This is a genomic window from Nonlabens sp. (genome assembly GCF_039941875.1).
In the GTDB taxonomy this organism is placed as follows: domain Bacteria; phylum Bacteroidota; class Bacteroidia; order Flavobacteriales; family Flavobacteriaceae; genus Nonlabens.
The window spans coordinates 155,174-180,152 of the sequence record NZ_JBDVDQ010000023.1 but is presented as its reverse complement, the minus strand read 5'-3'; the positions used below and the strand labels follow the sequence as shown (position 1 = coordinate 180,152).

At 34.7% G+C, this 24,979-nt stretch carries 23 protein-coding genes; 11 read left to right on the top strand and 12 right to left on the bottom strand.

Annotated elements, in window-relative coordinates:
- Window positions 1–53: 53 nt before the first annotated feature.
- Complete coding sequence (locus ABJF08_RS14270) at window positions 54–1,124, top strand: PorV/PorQ family protein (protein ID WP_348116931.1); 1,071 nt, start codon at window positions 54–56, stop codon at window positions 1,122–1,124.
- 68 nt (window positions 1,125–1,192) lie between these two features.
- Window positions 1,193–2,818 (top strand): apolipoprotein N-acyltransferase, encoded by a 1,626-nt coding sequence (lnt, locus tag ABJF08_RS14265; protein WP_348116930.1) that lies wholly within the window; start codon window positions 1,193–1,195, stop codon window positions 2,816–2,818.
- Here lnt and ABJF08_RS14260 read toward each other — a convergent pair whose 3' ends face one another.
- From ABJF08_RS14260 to ABJF08_RS14240, 5 genes are all read right to left on the bottom strand, one after another.
- The gene (locus ABJF08_RS14260) at window positions 2,819–4,204 is read right to left on the bottom strand and encodes a sugar transferase (protein WP_348116929.1); all 1,386 of its coding nucleotides are present in this window, start codon (window positions 4,202–4,204) and stop codon (window positions 2,819–2,821) included.
- A 34-nt stretch (window positions 4,205–4,238) separates the two neighbouring features.
- Window positions 4,239–5,252, bottom strand: a complete 1,014-nt coding sequence (locus ABJF08_RS14255; RefSeq protein ID WP_348116928.1) for a glycosyltransferase — start codon at window positions 5,250–5,252, stop codon at window positions 4,239–4,241.
- Window positions 5,252–6,625: an O-antigen ligase family protein gene (locus tag ABJF08_RS14250; RefSeq protein WP_348116927.1), complete on the bottom strand. Its 1,374-nt coding sequence runs from the start codon at window positions 6,623–6,625 to the stop codon at window positions 5,252–5,254. The genes ABJF08_RS14255 and ABJF08_RS14250 overlap by 1 nt, the downstream gene beginning before the upstream one ends.
- 84 nt (window positions 6,626–6,709) lie before the next feature.
- Window positions 6,710–7,036 carry a MerR family transcriptional regulator gene (locus tag ABJF08_RS14245; protein ID WP_104516615.1) on the bottom strand — a complete coding sequence of 109 codons (327 nt, stop codon included), beginning with the start codon at window positions 7,034–7,036 and terminating at the stop codon, window positions 6,710–6,712.
- 35 nt (window positions 7,037–7,071) lie between these two features.
- On the bottom strand, window positions 7,072–8,052 hold the full coding sequence (locus ABJF08_RS14240; RefSeq protein ID WP_348116926.1) for a M23 family metallopeptidase: 981 nt from the start codon (window positions 8,050–8,052) through the stop codon (window positions 7,072–7,074).
- A 154-nt stretch (window positions 8,053–8,206) separates the two neighbouring features.
- Here ABJF08_RS14240 and alaS point away from each other — a divergent pair, with 154 nt between their 5' ends.
- The 6 genes from alaS (at window position 8,207) to ABJF08_RS14210 (ending at window position 13,632) form a co-directional block, all read left to right on the top strand.
- Window positions 8,207–10,828, top strand: coding sequence for an alanine--tRNA ligase (gene alaS, locus ABJF08_RS14235; protein WP_348116925.1), 2,622 nt, complete (start codon window positions 8,207–8,209; stop codon window positions 10,826–10,828).
- Between the two features lie 21 nt (window positions 10,829–10,849).
- Entirely contained in the window at window positions 10,850–11,371 is a 522-nt protein-coding gene (locus ABJF08_RS14230) for a YcxB family protein (RefSeq protein ID WP_348116924.1), read from the top strand.
- Window positions 11,372–11,460: 89 nt separating this feature from the next.
- Window positions 11,461–11,754 (top strand): hypothetical protein, encoded by a 294-nt coding sequence (locus tag ABJF08_RS14225; protein WP_348116923.1) that lies wholly within the window; start codon window positions 11,461–11,463, stop codon window positions 11,752–11,754.
- 11 nt (window positions 11,755–11,765) lie between these two features.
- Complete coding sequence (locus ABJF08_RS14220; protein ID WP_348116922.1) at window positions 11,766–12,044, top strand: hypothetical protein; 279 nt, start codon at window positions 11,766–11,768, stop codon at window positions 12,042–12,044.
- Between the two features lie 47 nt (window positions 12,045–12,091).
- Window positions 12,092–13,009, top strand: coding sequence for a GSCFA domain-containing protein (locus ABJF08_RS14215; protein ID WP_348116921.1), 918 nt, complete (start codon window positions 12,092–12,094; stop codon window positions 13,007–13,009).
- Window positions 13,009–13,632: a DUF4230 domain-containing protein gene (locus ABJF08_RS14210; protein WP_348116920.1), complete on the top strand. Its 624-nt coding sequence runs from the start codon at window positions 13,009–13,011 to the stop codon at window positions 13,630–13,632. Before ABJF08_RS14215 ends, ABJF08_RS14210 begins: the two co-directional genes overlap by 1 nt.
- Window positions 13,633–13,637: 5 nt before the next feature.
- On the opposite strand, the gene ABJF08_RS14205 is transcribed toward ABJF08_RS14210, so the two are convergent.
- The 4 genes from ABJF08_RS14205 to ABJF08_RS14190 all read right to left on the bottom strand — a co-directional run bounded on the left by ABJF08_RS14205 (window position 13,638) and on the right by ABJF08_RS14190 (window position 15,670).
- The gene (locus ABJF08_RS14205) at window positions 13,638–13,973 is read right to left on the bottom strand and encodes a hypothetical protein (protein WP_348116919.1); all 336 of its coding nucleotides are present in this window, start codon (window positions 13,971–13,973) and stop codon (window positions 13,638–13,640) included.
- Window positions 13,974–14,108: 135 nt separating this feature from the next.
- Window positions 14,109–14,579, bottom strand: coding sequence for a hypothetical protein (locus ABJF08_RS14200; RefSeq protein WP_348116918.1), 471 nt, complete (start codon window positions 14,577–14,579; stop codon window positions 14,109–14,111).
- Window positions 14,576–15,091, bottom strand: coding sequence for a hypothetical protein (locus ABJF08_RS14195; RefSeq protein WP_348116917.1), 516 nt, complete (start codon window positions 15,089–15,091; stop codon window positions 14,576–14,578). The genes ABJF08_RS14200 and ABJF08_RS14195 overlap by 4 nt, the downstream gene beginning before the upstream one ends.
- Window positions 15,092–15,121: 30 nt before the next feature.
- Window positions 15,122–15,670, bottom strand: a complete 549-nt coding sequence (locus ABJF08_RS14190) for an RNA polymerase sigma factor (RefSeq protein WP_348116916.1) — start codon at window positions 15,668–15,670, stop codon at window positions 15,122–15,124.
- Between the two features lie 111 nt (window positions 15,671–15,781).
- On the opposite strand from ABJF08_RS14190, the gene ABJF08_RS14185 reads away from it, so the two are divergent.
- Together ABJF08_RS14185 and ABJF08_RS14180 are read left to right on the top strand one after the other, a co-directional pair.
- The gene (locus ABJF08_RS14185) at window positions 15,782–16,513 is read left to right on the top strand and encodes a Bax inhibitor-1 family protein (protein ID WP_348116915.1); all 732 of its coding nucleotides are present in this window, start codon (window positions 15,782–15,784) and stop codon (window positions 16,511–16,513) included.
- A gap of 52 nt (window positions 16,514–16,565) precedes the next feature.
- Window positions 16,566–17,366, top strand: coding sequence for a zinc-dependent peptidase (locus ABJF08_RS14180; RefSeq protein ID WP_348116914.1), 801 nt, complete (start codon window positions 16,566–16,568; stop codon window positions 17,364–17,366).
- A gap of 133 nt (window positions 17,367–17,499) precedes the next feature.
- On the opposite strand, the gene ettA is transcribed toward ABJF08_RS14180, so the two are convergent.
- Genes ettA through ABJF08_RS14165 form a run of 3 tightly spaced genes read right to left on the bottom strand, consistent with a single transcriptional unit; the run spans window position 17,500 to window position 19,783 of the window.
- The gene (gene ettA, locus ABJF08_RS14175; protein ID WP_348116913.1) at window positions 17,500–19,191 is read right to left on the bottom strand and encodes an energy-dependent translational throttle protein EttA; all 1,692 of its coding nucleotides are present in this window, start codon (window positions 19,189–19,191) and stop codon (window positions 17,500–17,502) included.
- On the bottom strand, window positions 19,178–19,600 hold the full coding sequence (locus tag ABJF08_RS14170; RefSeq protein WP_348116912.1) for a hypothetical protein: 423 nt from the start codon (window positions 19,598–19,600) through the stop codon (window positions 19,178–19,180). The genes ettA and ABJF08_RS14170 overlap by 14 nt, the downstream gene beginning before the upstream one ends.
- A complete protein-coding gene (locus tag ABJF08_RS14165) occupies window positions 19,601–19,783 on the bottom strand; it encodes a CAL67264 family membrane protein (protein ID WP_348116911.1) in 183 nt (60 codons plus the stop codon).
- 283 nt (window positions 19,784–20,066) lie between these two features.
- Between ABJF08_RS14165 and ABJF08_RS14160 the strand changes: the two genes are divergently transcribed.
- A complete protein-coding gene (locus ABJF08_RS14160) occupies window positions 20,067–24,908 on the top strand; it encodes a choice-of-anchor L domain-containing protein (protein ID WP_348116910.1) in 4,842 nt (1,613 codons plus the stop codon).
- Window positions 24,909–24,979 lie beyond the last annotated feature (71 nt).

The window sequence follows — 24,979 nt, the reverse complement described above, 5'->3', positions numbered from 1 at the left end:
TCATAGTTATTAACTCAGAAACTAAGATATTTGCGACTTACTAAAATTTGTACTTGAAAAATTATTACTTTTTACTATTTGCTTTATGCTCTGTATGTGCCCAAGCGCAGACATCTAGAGCATATTCTAACGAATTTCTAAACATAGGAGTAGATGCTGCAGCTCTAGGAATGAGTAATGCGGTAGTCGCAAGTACAGATAATGTAAATTCTGTTTACTGGAATCCTGCTGGATTAATAAGAATGGAAGAGCAAGAACTATCTTTAATGCACTCTAGCTACTTTGCAAACATTGCCCAATTTAATTATGGAGCATATGCCATGCCTATAGATGATCAAAGTGCTTTTGGCTTTTCAGTGATACGATTTTCTGTAGATGACATTTTAAACACCACACAGCTTATAGACGATCAAGGAAACATAAATTACGATCGTATTTCTACCTTTTCTACTGCAGACTGGGCTTTTACGTTCTCCTATGCCAGAGAAGCAAAACTAGATGGCTTTTCTTATGGAGCAAATGCCAAAGTTATACGCCGCGTCATAGGTGAATTTGCAAACTCTTGGGGTTTTGGATTTGATGTAGGATTACAATTTAAACGCGGCGACTGGCAGGTAGGTTTCATGGCGCGCGACATTACGACTACCTATAACACATGGGCTATTGACGAAGAGAAGTTTGCAGAAATAAGTGGTGCTGTAGAAAATCAAAATCAGGAATTACCAGAAACTACCGAGATTACATTACCTAAATTACAACTAGGACTCGCGAGAACCTTTACATTTCACTACGATCATGTTCTAACTGCCGAGGTAGATTTAAACATGCGTTTCATACAGACTAATGATATTATCTCCAACAGTGCTGTAAGTGCTACACCAGCGCTAGGTCTAGAATATGGTTTTACAGACTTAGTATTTGTACGAGCAGGAGTAGGTAATTTTCAAAACGTGCAACAACTAGACGGCAACGATAGTGTCACCTTTCAGCCTAATATAGGTATAGGTTTTAAATACAAAGGCATCGCCGTAGATTATGCCCTTACCGATATAGGAGACTCTAGCGAGGCGCTGTATTCTAATGTCTTTTCAGTGAATATCGACCTATCTGTTTTCAGTAATTAAAAGATTAACTTTATATCCATTTTTAGTTGACTGCAAAGACCTTAACTTAGCATCAGATTAATTTATACATGAAACTTACCAGTATATTACTAGCCGTTTTATCAGGAATTCTATTATGGTTAGGGTGGCCTACTTATGGGTTTGCAGGGTTATTATTTGTTGCATTCGTCCCATTACTTATTTCAGAACGCAAATTGCGTTTAAGCGACTGTAAAAAAATCGCAGGAAAAGTATTCCTTCACTCCTATCTCACTTTTTTTATCTGGAATATCGCAACGACATACTGGTTGTATTTTTCTACACCATTCGGTATGTGGTTTGCTGTTTTAGTAAATACAGCCTTAATGAGTCTGGTTTTTTTAGGATATCATTACCTAGCTAGAAAAGCAACACAAGGCGCAGCACTCACCTTTCTAGCCTGTTTATGGATCAGTTTTGAGAGATTGCATTTGGACTGGGATTTTTCGTGGCCTTGGCTCAATTTAGGTAACGGTTTTAGCGAGACTACCTCATGGATTCAGTGGTATGAGTATACCGGTACATTTGGTGGTTCTTTATGGATATGGCTGGTTAATATATTTATTTTTGTTGCTGTGTTACGCTTTCGCGAAAGCGGACTTACCATAAAGCGCAAATTCATTATCAAACGCTCTCTAGTACTTACAGCTATAGTCATAGCTCCTATAATTATTTCACAAGCCCTAGTCATAGATATCATACCTTTTCAAAAAGGTGGTGGTACTAACGTAGTGATCGTACAACCTAATATTGATCCATATGAGGAGAAATATAACCTCACTAACGATAGTATTATTCATACTATTATGAGTCTGGCAAAACCAGAAATGGATCAATCTACCGATTTAATTATTACACCAGAAACCGTACTGGCAGATGACGTGCGACTGAATAATCTCACTCAGCTTAAATTTCACCCTACCGTACTTTCCTTAAGACAAGAATTATACGATTACCCTAATGCCAATTATCTAGGTGGGATTTCTATAGATGAAGTGTTTACAGATAAACGTAGAGCGACCGGTCAGACTAATTTATTTAGAGATGGGAGAACGCTTTACAATAGTTACAACAGCGCTATGTTTCTGTCTGCTAGTGGGTCATTAGGACTGTATAATAAGTCAAAACTAGTCGTAGGTGTTGAAAATTTCCCCTACAAGAGTATACTGCAACCTATACTAGGTGATGCTATGTTAGATTTAGGTGGTACCGTTTCAACTAAGACCACTCAAGAAGACAGAACTGTATTTACGACTATAAATTCTACTGTGGTCGCTCCAGTAATATGTTATGAGTCTGTTTATGGAGAGTATGTAACTGATTATGTAAAAAACGGAGCACAAATTCTAGCTATTATTACTAATGATGCATGGTGGAATGATACACAAGGACACAAACAACATTTGAGTCTGGCTAGATTGCGAGCCATAGAGAATAGAAGATGGATAGCGCGCAGTGCAAACACAGGTATAAGCGCTATCATTGATGACCGTGGTGCGATTAAACAATCACTAGGTTATGAAGAGCAAGGTGTTTTAAAAGGAACATTACTGCCCAAAACAGAACTCACTTTTTACACTACTCATGGAGATTACATTGCTAGAATAGCTACAGTGATGGGGTTGTTTGTACTTCTCTTCAGTATTTTTAGAAGAGGAAAAATGAAGCGAAAATAATTACTGACCTTTAAAAAAGATTACCGTACTCAGTGTTTTTACTATTATTCTTATATCTAAAAACACACTGCGCTTTTTGATATAAAATAGATCGTACTGTAGTTTTCTTAAATGATCTTCGTCAGTAACGCCATATTTAGTCTTCACCTGTGCCCAACCTGTTAAACCTGGTTTTACGACATGGCGCGTTTCATAAAAAGGAATTTTTTCTGACAGTTGTTCTACGAAAACTTCTCTTTCTGGTCTAGGGCCTATCACACTCATATCCCCTTTTAGAATATTTAAAAACTGAGGGAATTCATCTATACGAGTGGCTCTTAAAAACTTACCGAATTTTGTAATACGTGCGTCATTCACAACAGCAAACTGTGCTCCAGATTTTTCTGCATCGGTAACCATTGTTCTGAATTTAATAATCTTGAATAATTTCCTATTAAGACCTACTCTTTCTTGTGTATAAAATAACGGACCTCTATTACCAATTAAATTCCCCAAAAAAACAAATGGAACTAATGCTAAACCTATAAAAATACCCAAGATAGAAGCAATCATATCAAATAAACGATGGTATACTAAATACAATCTATTTTGATTATTACGTGCAAATGGAAAGTACCTATAAAAATCTTTACCTACATATTGTACCGGTACTCTATCTGTCATTTCTTCATACACTTGAGTGTATTCTCTAACAGAATAGCCATTTTCTACCAGTTCAATAAGCCATTTATAAAGATTAGAAGTTATCCCTTCTACCTCATTACTCGCCACAACTACCTCTGTCACAGACTGATCATGTAATAACTCATGGGCGTCTTTTATACATATAGATTTCACACCTACTATATGACCTTGCTCTATAGCAGGACCTGTGTTGATAAAGCCGCTAATATTATAATTGGGATCTACGTCCTGCAATGTTTGAGCAACCATAGCCGCATCACTAGCGTCTGCAATGATTATGATATTCTTATTAAATCTAGAACTAGCAAATAACTTGATATAAAGAGCCCTCCATAAAAGTAATGGTACAGTAACCGCTAGATAAAAGTAAAGAATCTGTATTCTATTTTCTGGTAATACTGGTGTGAAAAACGGTGTCAATAAATATACTAAGGACGTTACCGAACCTGTACTTACAGCACTTCTTAAAGTACCAGTAATACGACTGGCTCTTTGAAGGTTATACATTTCAAAAACTGTGGCAAAAAACAATAAATAACCTGCAAGAATCACAGACCACATCCATTGCTGCTCATTAATCAAAAAATAATCAAATTGAAAAATGACTCCTAATAAATACAAAGCACTTAAGACCACAATAACATCTATGATACGCAGCAGTATTTTGCGTTCAGACATTTCAAAATGAATAGGCTTTGACACTTTGGTTAAGTTTTAAGCATGTAAATATACATTTTTATGCGTCTAGCAAGGCATTCCAATCTTTACTTACTTCGCTCCATGAAAATTGATAAGCGTACTTTCTTGCTGTTTCAATGATGGTGTTACACTCTAACGGACTAGTTATCAATTCATCTACCGATTCTACCATCGCATTAACCTCATTATCAGGAATTAATTTACCATTAATTCCATTATCAATAAGGTAAGAAATACCACCTACATTAGTAGATATGATAGGTAAGCCTAGAGCCATAGCTTCTATTAAGCTTACTGGTAAGTTGTCAAAATGCGTGGTATTGATAAATATGTTGTGTGATTTACTTAATTCTATCCATTGCTTTTTAGATAACAATCCTGTAAAAGTCACCTTTATATCCAGACTATCAGCTAATTTTTTACACGCCACTTGAGTACCGTCTTTATCTGGACCTACCATGGTTAGACTAGCATTAGGATATTTTTCTTTAAGTTCTTTTAAAACCATTACCGCCATTTGCGGATTATAAATTTCGGCAAATGAACGTACCCAAAGTAGCTTTGGTTCTTCAAATGTTCTTTCTAGAAAAGGGTAATTTTCTAACTCAATAAAGTTATTGATCTTAATAATATTATTATAACCTGCATTTAAAAAAGCTGAACTTAAAAAATCACTCGGGCTTACCACCTTGTAGGCATTATCTAAAAAATGTTTAATCGCTTTAGGATTTTTGTCTAGTCTACTAGGTAAATTACCACCATGCAAAATGGGGATATATTTAATATTTAAAGACTTACAAATACGCGAGATAGTAATCGCATACCAAAAGTTTTTAGTGCTGTACGTATCTATCAACACTACGTCTGCCCATTTTCTATTCAAGTAGGTCATGCGCATCATGTGCAACATACGCTTACTTATATTTTTAATAGAAGAGGCATATCTAACCTGATAACCTTCTTTTTGTAATAGTGGCCCTAAGGTGTCTATAGTGGTGGCTGTTGCACCATGCTCAACTAGTTTATTACCTATGTAAAGAATATTCTTCATTAAGCAACTGCGATAATGGGAGATTCTAACTCGACTTTTTGTTTTTTCTTAACCTTAGGTTTAAACACATAAAGTAATGATAATCCATAGAAAAAAGCAGGTGCCGCAATACGCATCGCACTGTGATTAATAGTCGCAATCCAGAAAATAAGAAACCCATAAAAGTAAATATTGCCTTTATGTGATAAGCGAAATATAAGCGGTGTAAATATTAAAACTAATAAAGACATGATACCTATGCTCCCATGTTCAGAAAGCAATCTACTCGTCTCATTATGAGAAGCTGCTAGAATACCATCTTTTTTTGCCCTATAGTATTTTACCTGTCCCGCACCTATACCTGCGATAGGATTTTCTAAAAAAGCCTCAATTTCTACCGATATTAATTTTGCCCTTCCAGTAGATAAATCAGACTTTGCCCTTCCTGCCGCGTCTTCATTTGCATATCGTTTATCTATAAGACCATTAGTTACAAGAGAAGTAAAACCCCATGCTAGTAATAGCCCTAAACCTATTACCGCTAACTTGGGTAAAAATGAAATCCTAAACTCTGATCTTTTTAAAATAAATAAGGTTCCTATAACGGCTATAATCATTAAGAACGCCGTAATAACTCCACCACGTGAAAAGGTAACCCATCCCCTATATGTCATTCCTAAAAAAAGTGTAATATCCATGACATTGTACCACAAATTTTTAATACGTAAAAACCGTACAAAGCATATAAACATACCTATACCTAGTGCGGTTGCTACCTGATTAGGTCCATAACCACCAGAAGCTGCAAAGTTAGATGCGGTATCTGTAATTACATCACGTATATCTGGTGTGACTACAAATAGATAAAACATAAGCATAACTATGGGTCCTACACTTAGCTTTAAAATCTCGTCTAGTCTATCAGTACTTATCCTACGCTGGAAACAGTAAATTGCAACTATACCTAGTGTTACGGGACCACTTAGATTAAATGCTACCGCTTTTCTTAAAGATTCTGATATAGGTATATTTTGTGACGCGACTACGATACTGGGGACCAGGAGCAACAAATAAAATACATAAGGAATGGATTTAAGTGAAAAACCACGCAGTAAAATACCAGCCACCATAAAGGCTATCACTAGATATTTAATCATCTCGTAGAAAAACAATGCGCTATTCATACGCAAGAATACCTCTAAGCAAGATAAATAACAACAGGCTAGTATCACCTCCATGTTTTTATCTGCACTAGTAAATAATCTTAAAGTAAAATATACAATTGCTCCATAAAAAAACACCTTAACTAAAAATGGAAAAGCGATCATGAAGATCGTGATCAGAATATGTCCTGCTATTAAAATAGGATAAGGCAGTTTCTCAAACTTGATCATTAAAAATGGTAGAAATTAAGTGTCATCTAAAAACGCAAATTTACTGTAATAAAAGTAAGGCTTGCTATTTTTGATAAATCAAGATTATAACTGTGCTTTAATTTTAAGCAACTCTGCTTTTACATGCTCTAGTTTACTTATTATTTCAAAGGTGTTGAGCTCGTTCTTATGATTCTTCATATAATCCTGAGCACCGTCTAGAGTAAAACCTTTTTCCTTCACTAGGTGATAGATGGTTTTAAGATTTTCTATATCAGTTTTAGAAAACTTGCGGTTACCTCTTGAGTTTTTCTTGGGCTTTAAAACATCAAATTCTTTTTCCCAGAAACGCACCAAAGATGCATTTACTTGAAATGCTTTGGTTACTTCTCCCATGGAGTAGTATAATTTTTCTGGAAGTTCTATATGCATAGTTTACTTATAACGTGTTTAAATATACTTTCATATTAATCTAGAGAAATATTTTCTTGTTGCGATTTTTGTAGCAACGCATTAAACTCATCTGGTGTTAGATTACCATAATAAAAATTAATAGGATTAATACGTTCTTTGTCCTTAAACACCTCATAATGTAAATGTGGCGCTTGCGACCTACCAGTACTACCTACATAACCTATAATATCTCCTCTCTTCACCTTTTGTCCTGGACGTACATTATAAGGTTTAGATCTTCTTAAATGTGCATAAAGCGATACATAACCAAAACCATGATCTATCCTTATATGATTTCCATAACCAGAGCTATTAGCATCTGCTCTTTCTACTACACCATCACCAGTTGCAAATACTGGTGTCCCTCGAGGTGATGTAAAATCCATCCCAAAATGAAATTTTCTAGTCTTATTAAAAGGATCTGTACGATAACCATAACCACTCGCCATACGAGTTAAATCCTGATTACGCACTGGCTGTATAGCAGGTATAGACGCCAGTAATTTTTCTTTATCTTCTGCTAGAATTGCTATTTCTTCTAGCGATTTTGACTGTATAGCTGTTCTTTTTTTAAGCCTATCTATAGATTCTCTTAACGCAATAATCTTTTTTGCACTAGGTTCTCCCTCATATTCCTTGTAACGATTCACACCACCGAAACCTGCCTGACGCTGCTCTGCAGGAATAGGATTTGCATCAAAATAAATGCGGTAAATATTATTATCTCGATCTTCTATATTTTCAATAACCGTAGACAGTCTAACCACATCTTCCTGTACATCATCTAGTTGTAGTTCTAGATATTCTATTTTATCACGTGATTTTTTTAATTCTGGAGATTCTAAGAAAGCATCAGCAAAGAAAAAACACCCCAAACCGAAACAAAAACTCACTACTAAAAACAGCAAGCTGCGGAAAAAAAACCTCCTTTTCTTAGTCTCTACCTTACGGTAAGAAAGCGTTTCAGAATCGTAGTAATACTTGACCTTTGACATATGGTTTATTATGCTATTTTTGTGACACTCTACGAGATAAAAATAAGTAGAAAAAAGTTAGTAATTGTTCCGCTTTCGCGAAAGCGAGATCATAACCTACTTTATCACGTATAGCAAAAATAAGAAAATTGAATTAACCGCTAGTATAGCCAGAATGAAGTCAAAACAAATACGCCAAACATTTCTTGAGTTTTTTGAAAACAAAAAACACCAAATCGTTTCAAGTGCACCCATGGTGATCAAAAATGATCCTACCCTGATGTTTACTAACGCCGGTATGAATCAATTTAAAGAATACTTCTTAGGGAATTCTGATCCTAAAAGTAACCGTGTTACAGATTCTCAAAAATGTTTGAGAGTAAGTGGTAAACACAACGATCTAGAAGAAGTAGGTGTAGATACTTACCACCACACGATGTTTGAGATGCTGGGTAACTGGAGTTTTGGCGATTATTTTAAGAAAGAAGTAATTTCATGGGCGTGGGAATTATTAACTGAGGTTTATGGCATTGATAAAGACTGTCTTTATGTAACCATATTTGAAGGTGATAAAAGTGAAAATCTAGATCGCGATACAGAGGCTTATGATTACTGGAAAGAACTCATAGCCGAAGACCGTATTCTTAACGGTAATAAAGCAGATAACTTTTGGGAAATGGGTGCGCAAGGACCTTGTGGACCGTGTTCTGAAATTCACGTAGATATAAGAAGTAAAGAAGAAAAAGCAGCAGTAGATGGTGCTACTCTTGTTAACATGGATCACCCTCAGGTGGTAGAGATCTGGAATCTAGTTTTCATGCAATACAACCGCATGGCAGACGGTTCTCTTAAAAACCTACCTAACCAACATGTAGATACCGGTATGGGCTTTGAGCGTCTTGCTATGGTATTACAAAATGTACAGTCTAATTATGACACAGACGTTTTTACACCTCTTATTAGAGAAATAGAGACTATAACCGGACATACATATGGAAAAACAACTCAAGAAGATATCGCAATACGTGTTATTGCAGACCATTTAAGAGCTGTATCTTTTTCTATTGCAGACGGACAACTACCTTCTAATAACGGTGCAGGTTATGTAATACGTATGATATTGCGTCGTGCGATACGTTATGGATTTACTTACCTAGGTAAAAAAGAACCTTTTATTTACCAGTTAGTAAATACACTTTCTAAGCAAATGGGTGATGCGTTCCCAGAGCTTAAATCTCAAAAGAACTTAATACTTAATGTGATTAAAGAAGAAGAAGCTTCTTTCTTAAGGACACTAGAAAATGGACTTACTCTTCTAGATTCTATGATCGCAGGCATGAAGTCTGACGGTTCTAAAACTCTAGATGGTAAAAAAGCATTTGAGCTTAATGATACTTATGGTTTTCCTAAAGAATTAACGCGTCTTATATTAAGTGAGCAAGGTCTAGAAATGGACGAAGAAGGATTTTCCATCGCTCTTAAAAAACAACAAGACGACTCTCGTAAAGCTAGCGCGACAGAAACTAGTGACTGGACTGTTCTAGTAGATGACGATACTCAAGAGTTTATAGGTTATGATAAACTAGAGGCAGACGTGCGTATATCTCAATACCGTAAGGTAACGAGTAAAAAAGATGGCGAATTATACCAGATTGTATTTAACATGACTCCGTTTTATGGGGAAAGTGGTGGACAGACTGGTGACAAAGGTTATCTAGAAAGTGCTAGTGGTGACACCGTATACATCGTAGATACTAAAAAAGAGAATGGACAGACCGTACATTTAACTAAGAATTTACCTAAAGAAATAGGTGGTACTCATAAGGTAGTCGTAGATGCTAATCAACGTGCGCGCACTGCTGCAAACCATACAGCGACTCACCTACTACACCAGGCGATGCGTAAAATATTAGGTAAACATGTAGAGCAAAAAGGTTCTATGGTAAGAAGTGCTAGTTTAAGATTTGACTTCTCACACTTTTCTAAAGTAAGTCCAGAAGAACTAGTAGAAATAGAAAACTTTGTAAACGCACGTATTAGAGAGCAATTATCTCTAGAAGAAAATCGCAATAACACTTATGACCAGGCTATAGAAGATGGCGCTATAGGGTTATTTGGTGAGAAATACGGTGACGTAGTACGTACCATTAAATTCGGTGAGAGTAATGAACTTTGTGGTGGTACTCATGTAAAAAATACTGGAGACATCTGGCATTTTAAAATTACAAGTGAAAGTGCTGTCGCATCTGGAATACGCCGTATAGAAGCGATAACTAGCGATGCGGTTAAAGATTTCTTTACAGAGCAATCAAAAAGCTTTGAAGAAATCAAAGCCGTTTTAAAGAATCCTACTAAAAACCCAGCAGAATCTATTGTTGCGCTGCAAGATGAAAATGCTTCTTTGAAAAAGGAAATCGAGCAACTTCTTAAAGCAAAAGCAGGAAACCTAAAAGGTGATTTAATAGCTAGTGCAAAAAGCATTAATGGAGTGAACTTTATCGCTACAAAAACCGATCTAGATGCAAAATCTGTTAAGGAACTTGCTTTTAATATCGAGAAAGAAGTGGAAAATCTTTTCTTAATCATCGGAGCAGCAAATGGAGATAAAGCAACCTTAACGGTAATTCTAAGTAAGAATCTAGTTGAAGAAAAATCACTAGACGCTGGTAAAATAGTTAGAGAACTAGGTAAGCATATTCAAGGTGGTGGCGGTGGCCAGTCTCATTTTGCTACTGCTGGTGGTAAAAATGCTGCTGGAATCGATGCCGCGCTTGCTGCTGCTGAGGAATTGATATAATCTCCCTTTTAAAGTTACAAAATGAAAGAAGTAGAGATAAATTATAGAGTTGAAAAGAAGGAGTTTGTTAATCATAGGATGCGCATGCTCTTAAAACCAAGAACTATCATAATTTTCGGTTTATTTATAATACTCCTACTATCGCTTAAATTTATCGTACCGTTAATTAACCCAGCGCAAAATGTGACATCTGAAGAAGATTTAATGTCGATAATTATAAGTGTTTTACCACTTATTATCGTACCTATTCTGATTGTTCTATATTTACGGTATCAGTTTAAAAAAGTTTACGATAATAACGCAGACTTTCATCATGACGTAAAGGTCGTTATGGATGAGAACGGTTATTTTGGAAAGTCTGCCTCTTCAGAAGGAAGAAAAGATTGGAGTGCTATCCATAAAATTGTTCGACAAAAAGAAATGCTAGATATATATTTTTCTAAACAACTTTGTTCTTCTATTCCTATGAGATTTGTGAGTTCTGAAAAAATTAAAACCTTGAAAGAAATTCTCAATAAAAATCAGGTAAACAACAACCTATAAAACAAAGGGTCTATTTTTAATTAAATAGACCCTTTATTTTATCACGTCACAGGCTGTAACATTTCTTCATTAAAAGCTACTCATATTATATGGGAGTAGCCACTAAACATTTACTAGATAAAATAGACCGCATACGTGCAAAGGGTGACCAGCGTAGAGCAGACCGTATACATGATGCTCGTTTTGCTACTACATCATTGTACAAAACAGCTGGTACATGCAAGGTTTTTACTCCACAAGAAGTAGCTGCTGCCAAAAAAGCGTTTCAACAAAAATTACAGAAAAGTAGAAGAAAACACAAAATCGCCTGGATTTTAACCATAATCCTAACCCCTGTGTGCTTTTATCTAGGCTATCTTTTTCTATTCATGTTTCACTTTTAAAATTATAGATTATGGGTTCTTTAGCATTTATTACAGCCATTAAAACTAATGCAAAACAGTTAAAATCTAGATCTAAATTTAAAGGACTAGATGCTGACACTGGTATCTATAAAGGAAATATTAATGAAAAAGACTTTACACCAGAACAAATACAGACCGCAAAAGATACCTTTCAACTACAGGTAAAAGCAGAGAAAAAGAAAACTCTTATAGTACTACTGCTCACCATAGTTTTAGTCCCAATATTGATATACGGACTCATAAAACTCTATTTATTTACATTTGTTTAAAGCTTAGATTAAGATCGTACCTTTGAATGAATTGATCTTAATATCCCATGAAACTTAGCACACCTGTTCCTGTTTTAAAACTAACTAGCCCGATAGATTATAATTCTAAAGTAGTTCTACTAGGCAGCTGTTTTACCGAGAACATAGGTTCTAAACTTTCTTATTATGGCTTTGATACGACTATAAATCCTTTTGGGATTATTTTTAACTCCACTAGTTTGAGAGTATTAATAGATCGAGCTATTCATCATATTCCGTTTACACGAGAAGATATAGAGGGTGACTATTCTTATCTAGCCCATTCTGATCTTAATAACAAAGATCAACAACAGCTTCTAGATCAATTAAACAACGCATTAAAAAAGCTGGAAACAGATTTAAAACAAGCTTCTCATCTATTTATAACTCTAGGTACTGCATGGGTTTATCGTCATATAGATAAAGATATAATCGTTGCTAACTGTCATAAACAACCGCAACAATTATTTACTAAAGAACTGCTCACTACAGAAACCATAAATACCGATCTAACCAGTATTTATAACTGGATTAAAAAGGTGAATGCAAAAATTAATATCACCTATACCCTATCGCCGGTGCGTCATATTAAAGACGGTTTTATAGAAAACACACGTAGTAAATCGAGATTACACGACGCGATACAGACTCAAGTAGATTTAAATAAAGCCACTTATTTCCCTGCTTATGAAATTGCGATGGACGAGTTAAGAGATTATAGATTCTATGCTCGTGATATGGTACATCTTAATGAGATAGGTGTAGATTTTATATGGTCTCGCTTTCGCGAAAGCGGACTTAACAACAACACTCTAACACAACAAAAAACGGTAGAAAAATACAGAAAATTATCTCAACATCGTGCTACAGATGTAAAAGCACATCAACTGCAAATAGAACAAATGCGTGCTAAAATAAACTCGCAGTACCCTGAAATAAAATTATAATGAAAGACATTTTTAAATACATAATCAGTGGTGTAATAGCGGTGGGTATATTTTATTTCGGATCTATGTTCCTAGATAGAAATGAAGATCGTGAGTTGTTACTAGCACAAACAGCACTGATACAAAAGGAGATTAAGAACACGAGTAAACTGGTCGTCACAGAAATGAAATATGCTAAGGTTTATACCTATGAAAGCACTAAGTCTTATAGTTGGGACTTTTTTAAAAGTCAAAAAAGTGCAATTATAATTTCAAATGCCGAGGCTCAAATATCGTATGACCTTAAGCAGTTGAAACATGAACTAGATCCTGAATCAAAAACTATTTTTATTACTTACATACCTCAGCCAGAAATTAAGGTTAATCCCCATCTAGATTATTTTAAAATGGACGATGGTATATTAAATAAATTTGAAGCTAAGGATATCAATAAGATAAACAGACAGATAGAGGCAAAACTCAAAGATGATATTAAAAAAGATGAAGTTATAAAAAATGCTCAAAACAGATTATTAACTGAATTGAGCAATATTTATTTATTGAGTAGTTCTATGGGCTGGAAACTGGTTTATAATGACACAGAGATTAACAGCACAAAAGAAATGAATTCTATTTTATTCTAGAAGTATTATTCTGTGATCTCATAAGCCTCTGCAGCTTTATCAAATTCTGCTTCTAGTAATTGGTAATATTTATTATAGATCTCTTTTTTAATATTACACAATTTACCATTGCTCTCTAATGCGGTAGAAAATTCTTCTTGTGTAATTTTCTTATTCATAAAGTCTGTAGTTAACTGTGGACGTTCTTGTTTACAAGCTGCATAATTGTTGTACGCCTGTACATATAACTTATACGTTTCACTGCTTTTTATAGGATCTTGTGTATCAGTTTGAGAATCTGAAGGTGCTGTGTTACAGCTAGCAAATAATGCAATACAAAGAATGATAAGAACTCTTTTCATAGGTATAGTTTTATGTGTTAAAAATAATGACTTGTTATTTTTAATCAAAATTAGAACAACAAAAAATAAGTCCTAAAAGCGAAAATCCCTTTCTGTATTAACAGAAAGAGATTTTCTAAACTAACCAAACCAAATTTATTTATTACGTCTACGTTCTTTGTATTCTCTAATCATCTTACGCCTGAAATCTAATTCCGCCTTTTTTAATTTAAGAAATCTCTTTGCGCCTATTACTTGTATTATTTCATTATGATTATAATCTAAGTTAGTAGCACCTATTTTTTGATCTAATTGAACCATTTGATCTACATAAGATATTGCCTGCTTTTCAGTCATGGAATCAAATTCTCCCTCTAACTTATTGATAAGCTTTCTTTTTTCCTTTTCTAGGCGGTCGCGTTCATCTTTTACTTCATTATATAAAGGCCAGAATTTTTCTGCTTCTTCAGAAGATAGATTTAATTCTTTATTAATGTATGCTATGGCAAGGGTTTTAATCTTATCATGCATTTCTTTATTGCTCTGTCTACTGCGATCCTTTTCTGGACTTTGTGCTTTTACCATAAAGGAGAAAAGCAGTACGAATACTAATATTAAATTTTTCATTCTCTTATAATTTGATCTAATGTTGTGTCTTCCATAAGGTAGTCTAACAACTCGTTATCTGTAAATTCTTGTTCTATTTCAGTATCGTTAAGTATGCTATTATCGGCATATAATATTTCTACAGACTCTTCATCTTGTAAAAAATTAACGTCTACTATGTAATCTCTCAACTCTTGATCGTTAAGGTCTGCAAAAGTAACTTCGTCTTTAGAAAACAGGCTATTAATAGTTACAAAACCTATAAATACAGCTGCCATTGCTAGTAATGGGTACAACCATGTATTATTTTTTGAAGTTTGAAGAGTTACAACTTTCACCTCTTTTTCATCTTCTTGTACTTCTTTTAAAATACGATCTTCTAGAGTAGAAAAATAATCTTTAGGAACACTAAAACCAGCGTGTTCTACGATCTCGTCTTTTTGTGTGTTTTCTAACACACGATCTGTAAGTGAATCAAAGTAACCTTCTGGTACTTTAAACCCTGCTTGTGTATGTTGATTATTGTTTTTCATATCCTTATGACTGTGTTTAAGTCAATTAGTTTAATTCACTTTAATAAATTGTTCTACTTTCTTTGCTGCTATGTGGTACGTACTTTTCACAGCACCTTCACTTAGGTCCAGTATAGTTGCAATATCTTTAAACTTAAGGTCGTCATAATATCTAAAGTTAAAAACCTCTCTCTGTCTATCTGGTAATTGTGCTAGTGCCTTTTTAAGCGCTAGTTCTATCTCATCACTTGTAAAATAAACATCTGCCTCTAATTTTTCAGTTAAATGATCTTGTAGTTCTTGAGAAGATATTTGTAAAGTCTTGCCTTTCTTAGTTAAAAAAGTCATGCTTTCATTATAGGCTATCCTAAACATCCATGTAGATAATTTACTATCTCCTTTAAAGTTTTTTACTCCTTTAAAGATTTTAATAAACACATTTTGCAATACATCGTCAGCGTCATCATGGACTATGACTATTTTCCTAACTTGCCAGTACAACTGTTCTTGATATTGAGATACCAGCAGCCTGAACCCTTTATTAGCCGTAGCCTCATTAAGGATCAAAGAAATTATTTCTTGGTCTGGTGTTTTACTCATATATATATGACTCGCGCAAAGTGCAAAGGTTTAACAACCATAAAAATAATTTAAATCATTCATTAACATAAGGATAAAACAATATAATTATCTTCACGTTTTAATATAACTATGAATCAAGACCACACACCACATTACGACACCTCTTTCCAGCCACTATCTATAGTGAATGACGAGGCAAGAGCTATTTTTTATAAGAAGACTTATGGACATGTTGCTATCGCTACATTACTATTTGTCATAATAGAAGCTGTTTTACTGCGTATAGATCCTCTAGTTAACTTTATGTTTAGTCTAACACAAGGCTGGACATGGTTATTAGTATTAGGCGCATTTATGATGGCTACTTCTTATGCAGAAAAGATGGCACATAAATCACATGACCGCACGCAACAGTACCTAGGCCTATTGTTATTTGTAGTCGCAGAGGCTGTTATTTTCCTGCCACTTATTGCTATGGCATTACAATATCAGGCAGCTCTACAAGGTGGAGAAAGCAATTTATTAAGTCAGGCAGCCATACTTACATTAGCACTTTTTGCAGCATTAAGCGCTGTAGTTTTAATTACAAAAAAAGACTTTTCTTTCCTTAAAAGTATTTTATCTGTAGGTTTTATTATCGCAATAGGATTAATAATTGCAGGTATGATTTTCGGATTTGACTTAGGGCTTTTCTTTAGTGGTGCTATGGTAATTCTAGCTGCTGGTTCTATACTTTATCAGACATCTAATCTGGTACATAAATACCATACAGACCAATACGTAGGTGCTGCATTAGGTTTATTCTCTTCTTTGATGTTACTTTTTTGGTACATCTTAAGAATTTTCATGTCTCGCGATTAATTTCTTAAACCTCATATCGTTACAGGCAAACCCTAATAGTGAAACTTTATGGATGGGCCCTTATGTCATAGCAGGTATGATTATAGGGCTATTTCTGGTTATAATTCATTTAAGTCTACGTGTTCTTCAAAGAAAGCGAGACTTTATATGGTATAGACAGTTATGGAGTAATGCACGGTTACCGCTTTCGCGAAAGCGAGTCCTAGAAACATATCCTTTTTACAAACATCTATCTGAAAAATATAAAAAGCAATTTGAACATAGAGTTGCTACTTTTATAAAACGAAAAGATTTTAAAAACAGATATCAAGACGCTGTAACTGATGAGCAAATCGTTTTAATAGCCTGTGTTGCATGTCGCTTAACCTTCGGACGTCGTAATTACCTTTTCCCTAAATTAAACACTTTATTGCTTTTTCCCGAACCTTTTTTAAGTCCTGCTACTCAAGAATATCATAAGGGAGAATACAATCCTATAGCAAAAGTTCTAGCTTTTTCATGGCCCGATTTTAAAGAAGGAATGGATATCGTAAATGATAACCTGCACTTAGGCCTACATGAATTTACACACGTACTTCATATAGAAAGTGAGCGCAGTAGCGAGATAGATGCTTTACGTTTTAAAAAATTTACACGTAATATTCTTAAAGAACTCATGAAGCCGGCAGTGCGCAGCAAACTAGACAACACAAAGTTTTTCAGAGATTATGCGTTTACAAATCAGTATGAATTTATGGCGGTTCTAGTAGAATACTTCTTTGAATCAAATAAGGATTTTAAAGAACAATTCCCTTTAATGTACAATCATCTTACTAAAGCATTGCTTTATGAAGAAGAATGGATTATCAATTAATACTTAAAACATATAGAGGCACAACTAACCGATAACTGATAATCTGCTCTGGTAATTTTCTAAGATAACGCATTAAAAAACCCCAAAGGTTTTAAAAACCTTTGGGGTAGTTATATAATTACTTAGAAAAGAACTAGTCTCTAGTTAATTTCTTGTAACGTATTCTCTTAGGAGCGTGATCACCTAAACGTTTTTTCTTATTCTCTTCGTACTCTGTAAAACTACCTTCAAAAGAATAGATTTGAGAATCTCCCTCAAAAGCAATGATATGCGTACAAACTCTATCTAAGAACCATCTATCATGCGATATAATTACCGCACAACCTGCAAAGTTATCTAGACCTTCCTCTAGTGCTCTAAGAGTATTTACATCTAGATCGTTAGTAGGCTCATCTAGCAACAGTACGTTACCTTCTTCTTTAAGAGTCATGGCTAGGTGTAAACGGTTGCGCTCTCCACCAGAAAGCGTAGACACCTTCTTATTTTGCTCACTACCTGAGAAGTTAAAACGACTTAGATATGCTCTAGAATTGACCATTTTACCACCCATCATGATCATGTCCTGACCATCAGAAAAGTTTTCCCAAATAGATTTATTTGCATCGATATTAGAGTGCGATTGATCTACATAAGCCAGTTGTACTGTTTCTCCTACCGTAAAAGATCCTTTGTCTGGTTGTTCTTGATCCATGATCATTTTGAAAATGGTCGTTTTACCAGCACCGTTAGGTCCTATAATACCTACTATACCATTTTGTGGCAGTACAAAGTTTAAGTCTTCGTAAAGTAATTTATCACCAAAGGCTTTACTTACTCCATTTGCTTCAATAACATTTGTACCTAGACGTGGACCATTAGGAATGTAGATCTCTAGTTTTTCTTCTTTTGCTTTTTGATCTTCATTTAAAAGCTTGTCATAGTTGCTAAGACGTGCTTTTTGTTTTGTCTGGCGACCTTTTGCTCCCTGACGTACCCAGTCCAGTTCTCGTTTAAGAGTTTTTTGTCTCTTAGATTCAGACTTTTCTTCTTTTGCAAGACGGTCTCCTTTTTGCTCTAACCAGCTAGAATAATTCCCTTTCCATGGAATACCTTCTCCACGATCTAGTTCTAGAATCCAGCCTGCAACGTTATCTAAGAAATATCTATCGTGAGTTACCGCAATTACAGTTCCTTTATATTGAGCAAGGTGTTGTTCTAACCATAATACAGACTCTGCATCGAGGTGGTTAGTAGGTTCATCCAGTAATAAAATTTCTGGCTGTTGTAATAATAATCTACATAATGCTACGCGACGTCGTTCACCACCAGACAGGTTTTTAATTTCTGCCTCTCCTGGAGGAGTACGTAAGGCATCCATGGCTATTTCTAGTTTAGTATCTAGCTCCCATGCGTTTAATGCGTCTATTTTATCTTGAAGAACAGCCTGACGATTCATCAGTTTCTCCATTTTATCGGCATCAGTATAAACCTCTTCTAGGCCGAAGTCATCGTTGATCTTATTATACTCATCTAATACAGCAACAGTCTCTGCCACACCTTCACGTACTATTTCCATTACGGTTTTAGTCTCGTCTAGTTGTGGTTCTTGTTCTAGGTAACCTACATTATAACCTGGTAAGAAATTAATATCACCTTGATAGTTCTTTTCTATCCCAGCGATAATCTTCATCAGTGTAGATTTACCAGAACCGTTAAGTCCTAGAATACCTATTTTTGCACCGTAGAAAAAACTAAGGTGAATATTTTTTAAAACTTGTTTTCCAGTACTTTGATAGGTCTTTGAAAGACCTGACATGGAAAAAATTACTTGTTTATCGTCGCTCATTTGATGTGCTTTTTTCTTGTAATATTTTATGTAATTGGGTTAAGGATTTGTCTTGGTATCGCTTTCGCGAAAGCGTAACCGCATCCATCCCTTTTGATTTAATATAAAGACCTTTTTCAGAAAGATCTAGTTGTTCTAATTCTTTAAAGGTAAAGCCAAAAGTTTTTCTACCTATTAATTTTACAGTGATCGATCTGCGACTGTAAGAAACAGAATTGCGTGTTGTAAAACCATCAAAATTAAGGAGGTAAAATAACGTTACAGCTATAAGTGCTGTTATAGAACTGTAAATTCTTAAATCATTAAAAAAAAATACCGCTGCGCAAATAAGCATTATAAAGGCCAAGCCTAAAATAATCCTATGTCGCAAGGTGTTTAAATCCTTAAAATGGATAACTTCTTTATTCACTTACACTCTTCCTTTTAGTGCATTAAAAACCCAAGCAATAGAAAAAAATCCAACACCTACAGCTGCAAAACCATATCCAGCAACTTCTTGATATTTAAATGCGCCTAAACATATAAGGCCTATACCTACTATAATCATAATTAAAGTAGCCCAGCCTAATACTCCATTCTTATTCAATGCCATAGTTCAAAATTAGTTTGCAAATATACACAGTAAACGGAAGCTTTACATCTTTTAACGTGCCGTTAAACGGTAATTTATATCGATTAAAGTGGTCTCATCATTTTAAAATAAAAACATGTAATTAATTGATAAACAGCTAATTAGGTGTTTAAAAACATTAGCCTTATGTTAAAACTAATTAAACAGTTGTAAATTAAACTACTTTTTATCGCTTTAAAATGTATTTAATCGGTAGTTTAACAAAATATTAATAAAATAATATGTCTAATTAAAATTACAGCCCTTGAAACATACTACTCTATATAAAAAGACTGTTTGCTTAATTTACTTACTTATCGGCTCTATTAGTTATTCTCAATTAATTAATACCTCCACTAACTTACCAGTGGATCAATTAGTTTTACAATCGCTAGGTAATGATTGTGTAGAAATAACAAATGTTACCTCTAACATGAATGGTAGTGTGGACGGCCTGAATAGCTTTGGTAGTTTTACTCAAGGCGCTTCTTCTTTTCCATTTTCTAGCGGATTCTTTTTAAGTACAGGTAATGGAAACCGAACAGGAAACACTTCTATTACTACAGATTTGAGCGATGGAACTACCGCATGGACTGGAGACAGTGATCTTGAAAACACATTTGGTATTGCTAACACGGTAAATGCAACGGTAATTGAATTTGACCTTATCAGTACAGCAAACATGATCAGCTTTAATTACATTCTAGCATCTGAAGAGTATCAACAAAATTTCCCTTGTAATGTAGGTGACGGATTTGCTTTACTTTTAAGACCACAAGGTGGTACTTACCAAAATATAGCTGTTTTACCTAACAGCTCTACGGCAGTAGGAATAGATACCGTCCACCCAGAGGTAGTAGGACAATGTCCTGCCGTAAATCAAAATTTCTTTACAGGACAGTCTATAGGTGATACAAATTTTGAAGGACGCACAGTAGAACTTACGGCAGCAGCGGCTGTAATTCCTAATACGGTTTATCATCTTAAAATGGTTATTGCAGACCAGTCTAGCTTTGATCCCACAGCATATGATAGTGCTATTTTTATAGAAGCTGGCAGTCTACAAGCTGAAGTAGATTTAGGACCAGATCTTTTTCCATGTGTAGATGCTACCCTAGATGCCGACATAGGCAATAATATAGCTACCTATAAATGGTTTAGAAATAATACAGAATTAATAGGTGAAGTAAACAGTACTATTCTAGCAAATGTTACTGGTAATTACCGCGTAGAAATAACCGTAGCGCTTACTGGGACTAACTGTATTATAACAGATGATGTAGTTGTTACTATAGACCCAAACCAGCTTAATATCACTATCGCAAACCAATCGTTATGTGATGACGCTAGTGCAGACGGTTTTGAGACCTTTGATTTACAAGCTATAGGTAGCAATGCTTTGAATCAACTTCCTACTGGTAATTATGATTACAAATTTTACATGGATCAAAATGATGCTCAAAGCGATGTAAATGAATTAGCTAACATGTACACAAATCAAAGTAACCCTCAAACAATTTTTATACGCGTCATTGATTTAAACACTGGTTGCCAAAACATAAGACCAGTTGTACTAGAAGTAAATGATGTTCTTCTAGCAACGGACTATACTTTTACCACTTGTGATGAAGATCTAGACGGTAGTACAACTATAAATCTATCACAGTTTGATAATGAAGTTGCTATGACAGCTAATAATGTGACTGTTTCTTATCATTCTAGTGCAAATGCAGCTATTAATAACACAGGCATATTATCTAACTCTTATACTAATAGCGCAAATCCAGATACAGTTTATGCCAGAATTACAAATACGTTGAGTAATTGTTTTGCTACTAGCGAGGTGACTATAAATATTGTAATACCACCATCATTAAACAGCGCTCTAGAAGAAATAGACGCTTGTGATAGCGATGGAGATGGTTTTGCCACCTTTGATATAACTAGTGTCGTTCCTGAATTTACAACAACAGCTAGTGAATATAACATAACCTACCACCTATCTGAATTTGATGCGGTTGATAATTTGAATCCTATTTCTAATCCTAACTCTTTTAACAATACAACACCTAGAATACAGAGTGTGTTTATAAGATTTGAATCTATAGCTACAGGTTGTGCAAGCACTGGAACTGTTGTTTTATATTCTAATCTTTTGTTGGATAGAACTAATATTCAAAACGTACAGATATGTGACGACATTAGTAATGATGGTTTTGAAACTTTTAGCTTTGATCTTATTGCCATAGGCTTTATTAACGGTCTTGAAAATGTAGATATAGAGTTCTTTGAAACTGAGGTAGATCAAATGGGAGATGTAAATCAAATTGATACTTCTATCGGTTACACTAACTTAACTAACCCACAAACTATCTACATAAGAATAAACAGCCCTACGTGTACAGAGTTTTCAGATTTTGAAATATCTGTCGCACCGTCTTTTCAATCAAGTATTATTGTGGATCAAACGTATTGTGATGAAGATCAAGATTTAATTACCACCGTACCACTTAATGAATTTGATAATGCGGTGAGAGGCTCTTTTGGTAACGATCATGCGGTACTTTATTACTTAACGCAAACAGATGCTGATAACAGAGCAAACCCTATTACCACAATTACAAATACGGTAAATCCATTTACGGTATTTGCAGAGTTAATTGCACCGACAGGATGTAGTGATAACCAAGAATTACAAATCACTATTTTACCAGCACCTGTTTCAGGAACACCTATAGATATTATTATCTGTGATAATGATCAAGATGGGTTTTCTGTGATAGACATTACTTCTCAAGAGTCTCAAATAACAACAGATGCAAATAGAGCGATTACTTATCATCATAATTTCTCTGATGCTGAGATAGGTGTCAACCCTATAAACAATTCAACTGGTTATAATGCACAGACAGAAACTATTTTTGTAAGAGTAGAAAACTTAAATAATGGCTGTGAAACCGTGGTACAACAATCTATTATAGTAAACACATTACCTGTTTTTACTAACATAACTACCTATCAACTATGTGAAGCAGATGGTAATGAAATAGAAGATTTCTTTCTATCTACAAAGGATAACGAAATCTTAAATGGACAGACTGGTAAAAGCACTTCTTATTACCGCAGTTTTACAGAGGCAGATACTTCTACAAACAGCATAAATAAGCTCAACGCATTTCAAAACACAAGTAATCCACAAACTATTTGGGTGCGCGTAGAAAACGATTCTGATCCTTCTTGTTATGGAGTAGATTCTTTTTTATTGCAAGTAGATGAATCTCCAGTTTACAATGTTCCTGCAGACTTAAGAATCTGTGATGACAATAATGATGGAATCTCGACCTTTGACTTACAACAATCTATTGATATGATAAGAAGTGGAATTAGTACAAATCTCACTGTTTCTTTTCATGAATCTGCCCTACAGGCTAATTTAAATAACCATCCATTACCACTTGTTTTTACTAATACTATAAACCCTCAAACTATTTATGCTCGTATAGGTAACGACGTTAGTTGTTATGAAGTAGAAGAGATACTTTTCAACGTTATAGACAGTCCGTTAACTAACACGGTAACACCTTCTATCTCTTGTGATATGGATCAAGATGGCTCTACCTCTTTTGATTTAACCTCTAGAGAAGCAGAGCTAGTAGGGACAAGACCTTTTAACTCTACCTTATCCTGGCACACCAGTATTATCGATGCTCAAAATGATGTAAATCCCATATCAAATGAAACGGACTTTATAAATACTACGAACCCACAAACGGTATATTTAAGATTCTATAACACCGTATCCAGATGCTATGATGTAGGCAACTTAGAACTAATCGTTAATTTGCCACTTCAACTTAACCCTGTAAATGATCTATTAGTTTGTGACAACCCTATACAAACGGCCAATTTAAATGAGGTTGTCCCACAATTCATAGATCCATTACCAGCTGGTTTTTCAACTAGTTTCTATCGCACTAACTTAGATGCTATAAATCAAACTAATGAACTGAACAGTAATTTTAATTACACAGCAAACAACACGACTATTTTCATAAGACTTGAGAATACCGTTTCTGGTTGTTTTTCTATAAGTAATTTTAATTTAAAAATTCAGGCAGCACCACAAATAGCCACTCCAGGCAGTTATGAATTAAGATCTTGTGATACTGATTTTGATGATCAACATAGCTTTGATCTTTCTACTAATAATAGCATTATATTAAATGGTCTAGACCCTAGCATGCATACCATACAGTATTTTACATCATTATTAGATGCAGAAGATGATATCAATCCACTAACTAACCATACCGTAAGTGTTACTGTTCAAGACACCTATTATGTAAGAGTAACTAATATAGCTTTAGGATGTTTTAGTGTAGGAGAATTTGAGGTAATCGTAGATTCATTACCCATAGTTCTAGTTGATCTAGAATACGTAATATGTAACAACGGCTTTGTTACCGTAGATGCATTTTCAGAAACATCTGGAGAGAGCTATCTGTGGTCTACCGGAGAAGTCTCAAGTTCTATAGATATTAATGAACCAGGCAGCTATTCTGTACAGGTAACTAGTTCTCAAGGTTGTGTATTTAATCCTATAAACTTTACAGTCTTTGCATCACAAACACCAGCGGTAGAATTTATTACATCCACTAACTTTGGTGACCCTAATACGATTACCGTTACCGTTAATGGCACAGGAGATTACCAGTATGTATTAGATAATGGTGTACCACAAAACAGTAATGTCTTTGTAGATGTATCTAGAGGCTATCATGAAGTAAGAGTTATAGACCTTAATGGCTGCGCACCTTCTCCTCCACAACAAGTGCTCATTATAGACTATCCAAGGTTTTTTACTCCTAACAATGATGGATTTAACGACACTTGGTATGTAGATCAAATCAATACTTTTGATAGTGCTACATTTTCTATTTTTGATAGATATGGAAAATTATTAAAAAGCTATGACAAGGACCATAATGGATGGGATGGATTATATAATGGCAGCCCTATGCCGTCATCAGATTATTGGTTTTTACTAGAAATTAAAGATTCTAGAGGTGATATGGAAATTAAAGGACACTTCTCCCTAAAACGGTAAATGACACTTTCATAGAATAAAAAAATCCCTTAATAGTATTAAGGGATTTTTTTATGTCCGCTTTCGCGAAA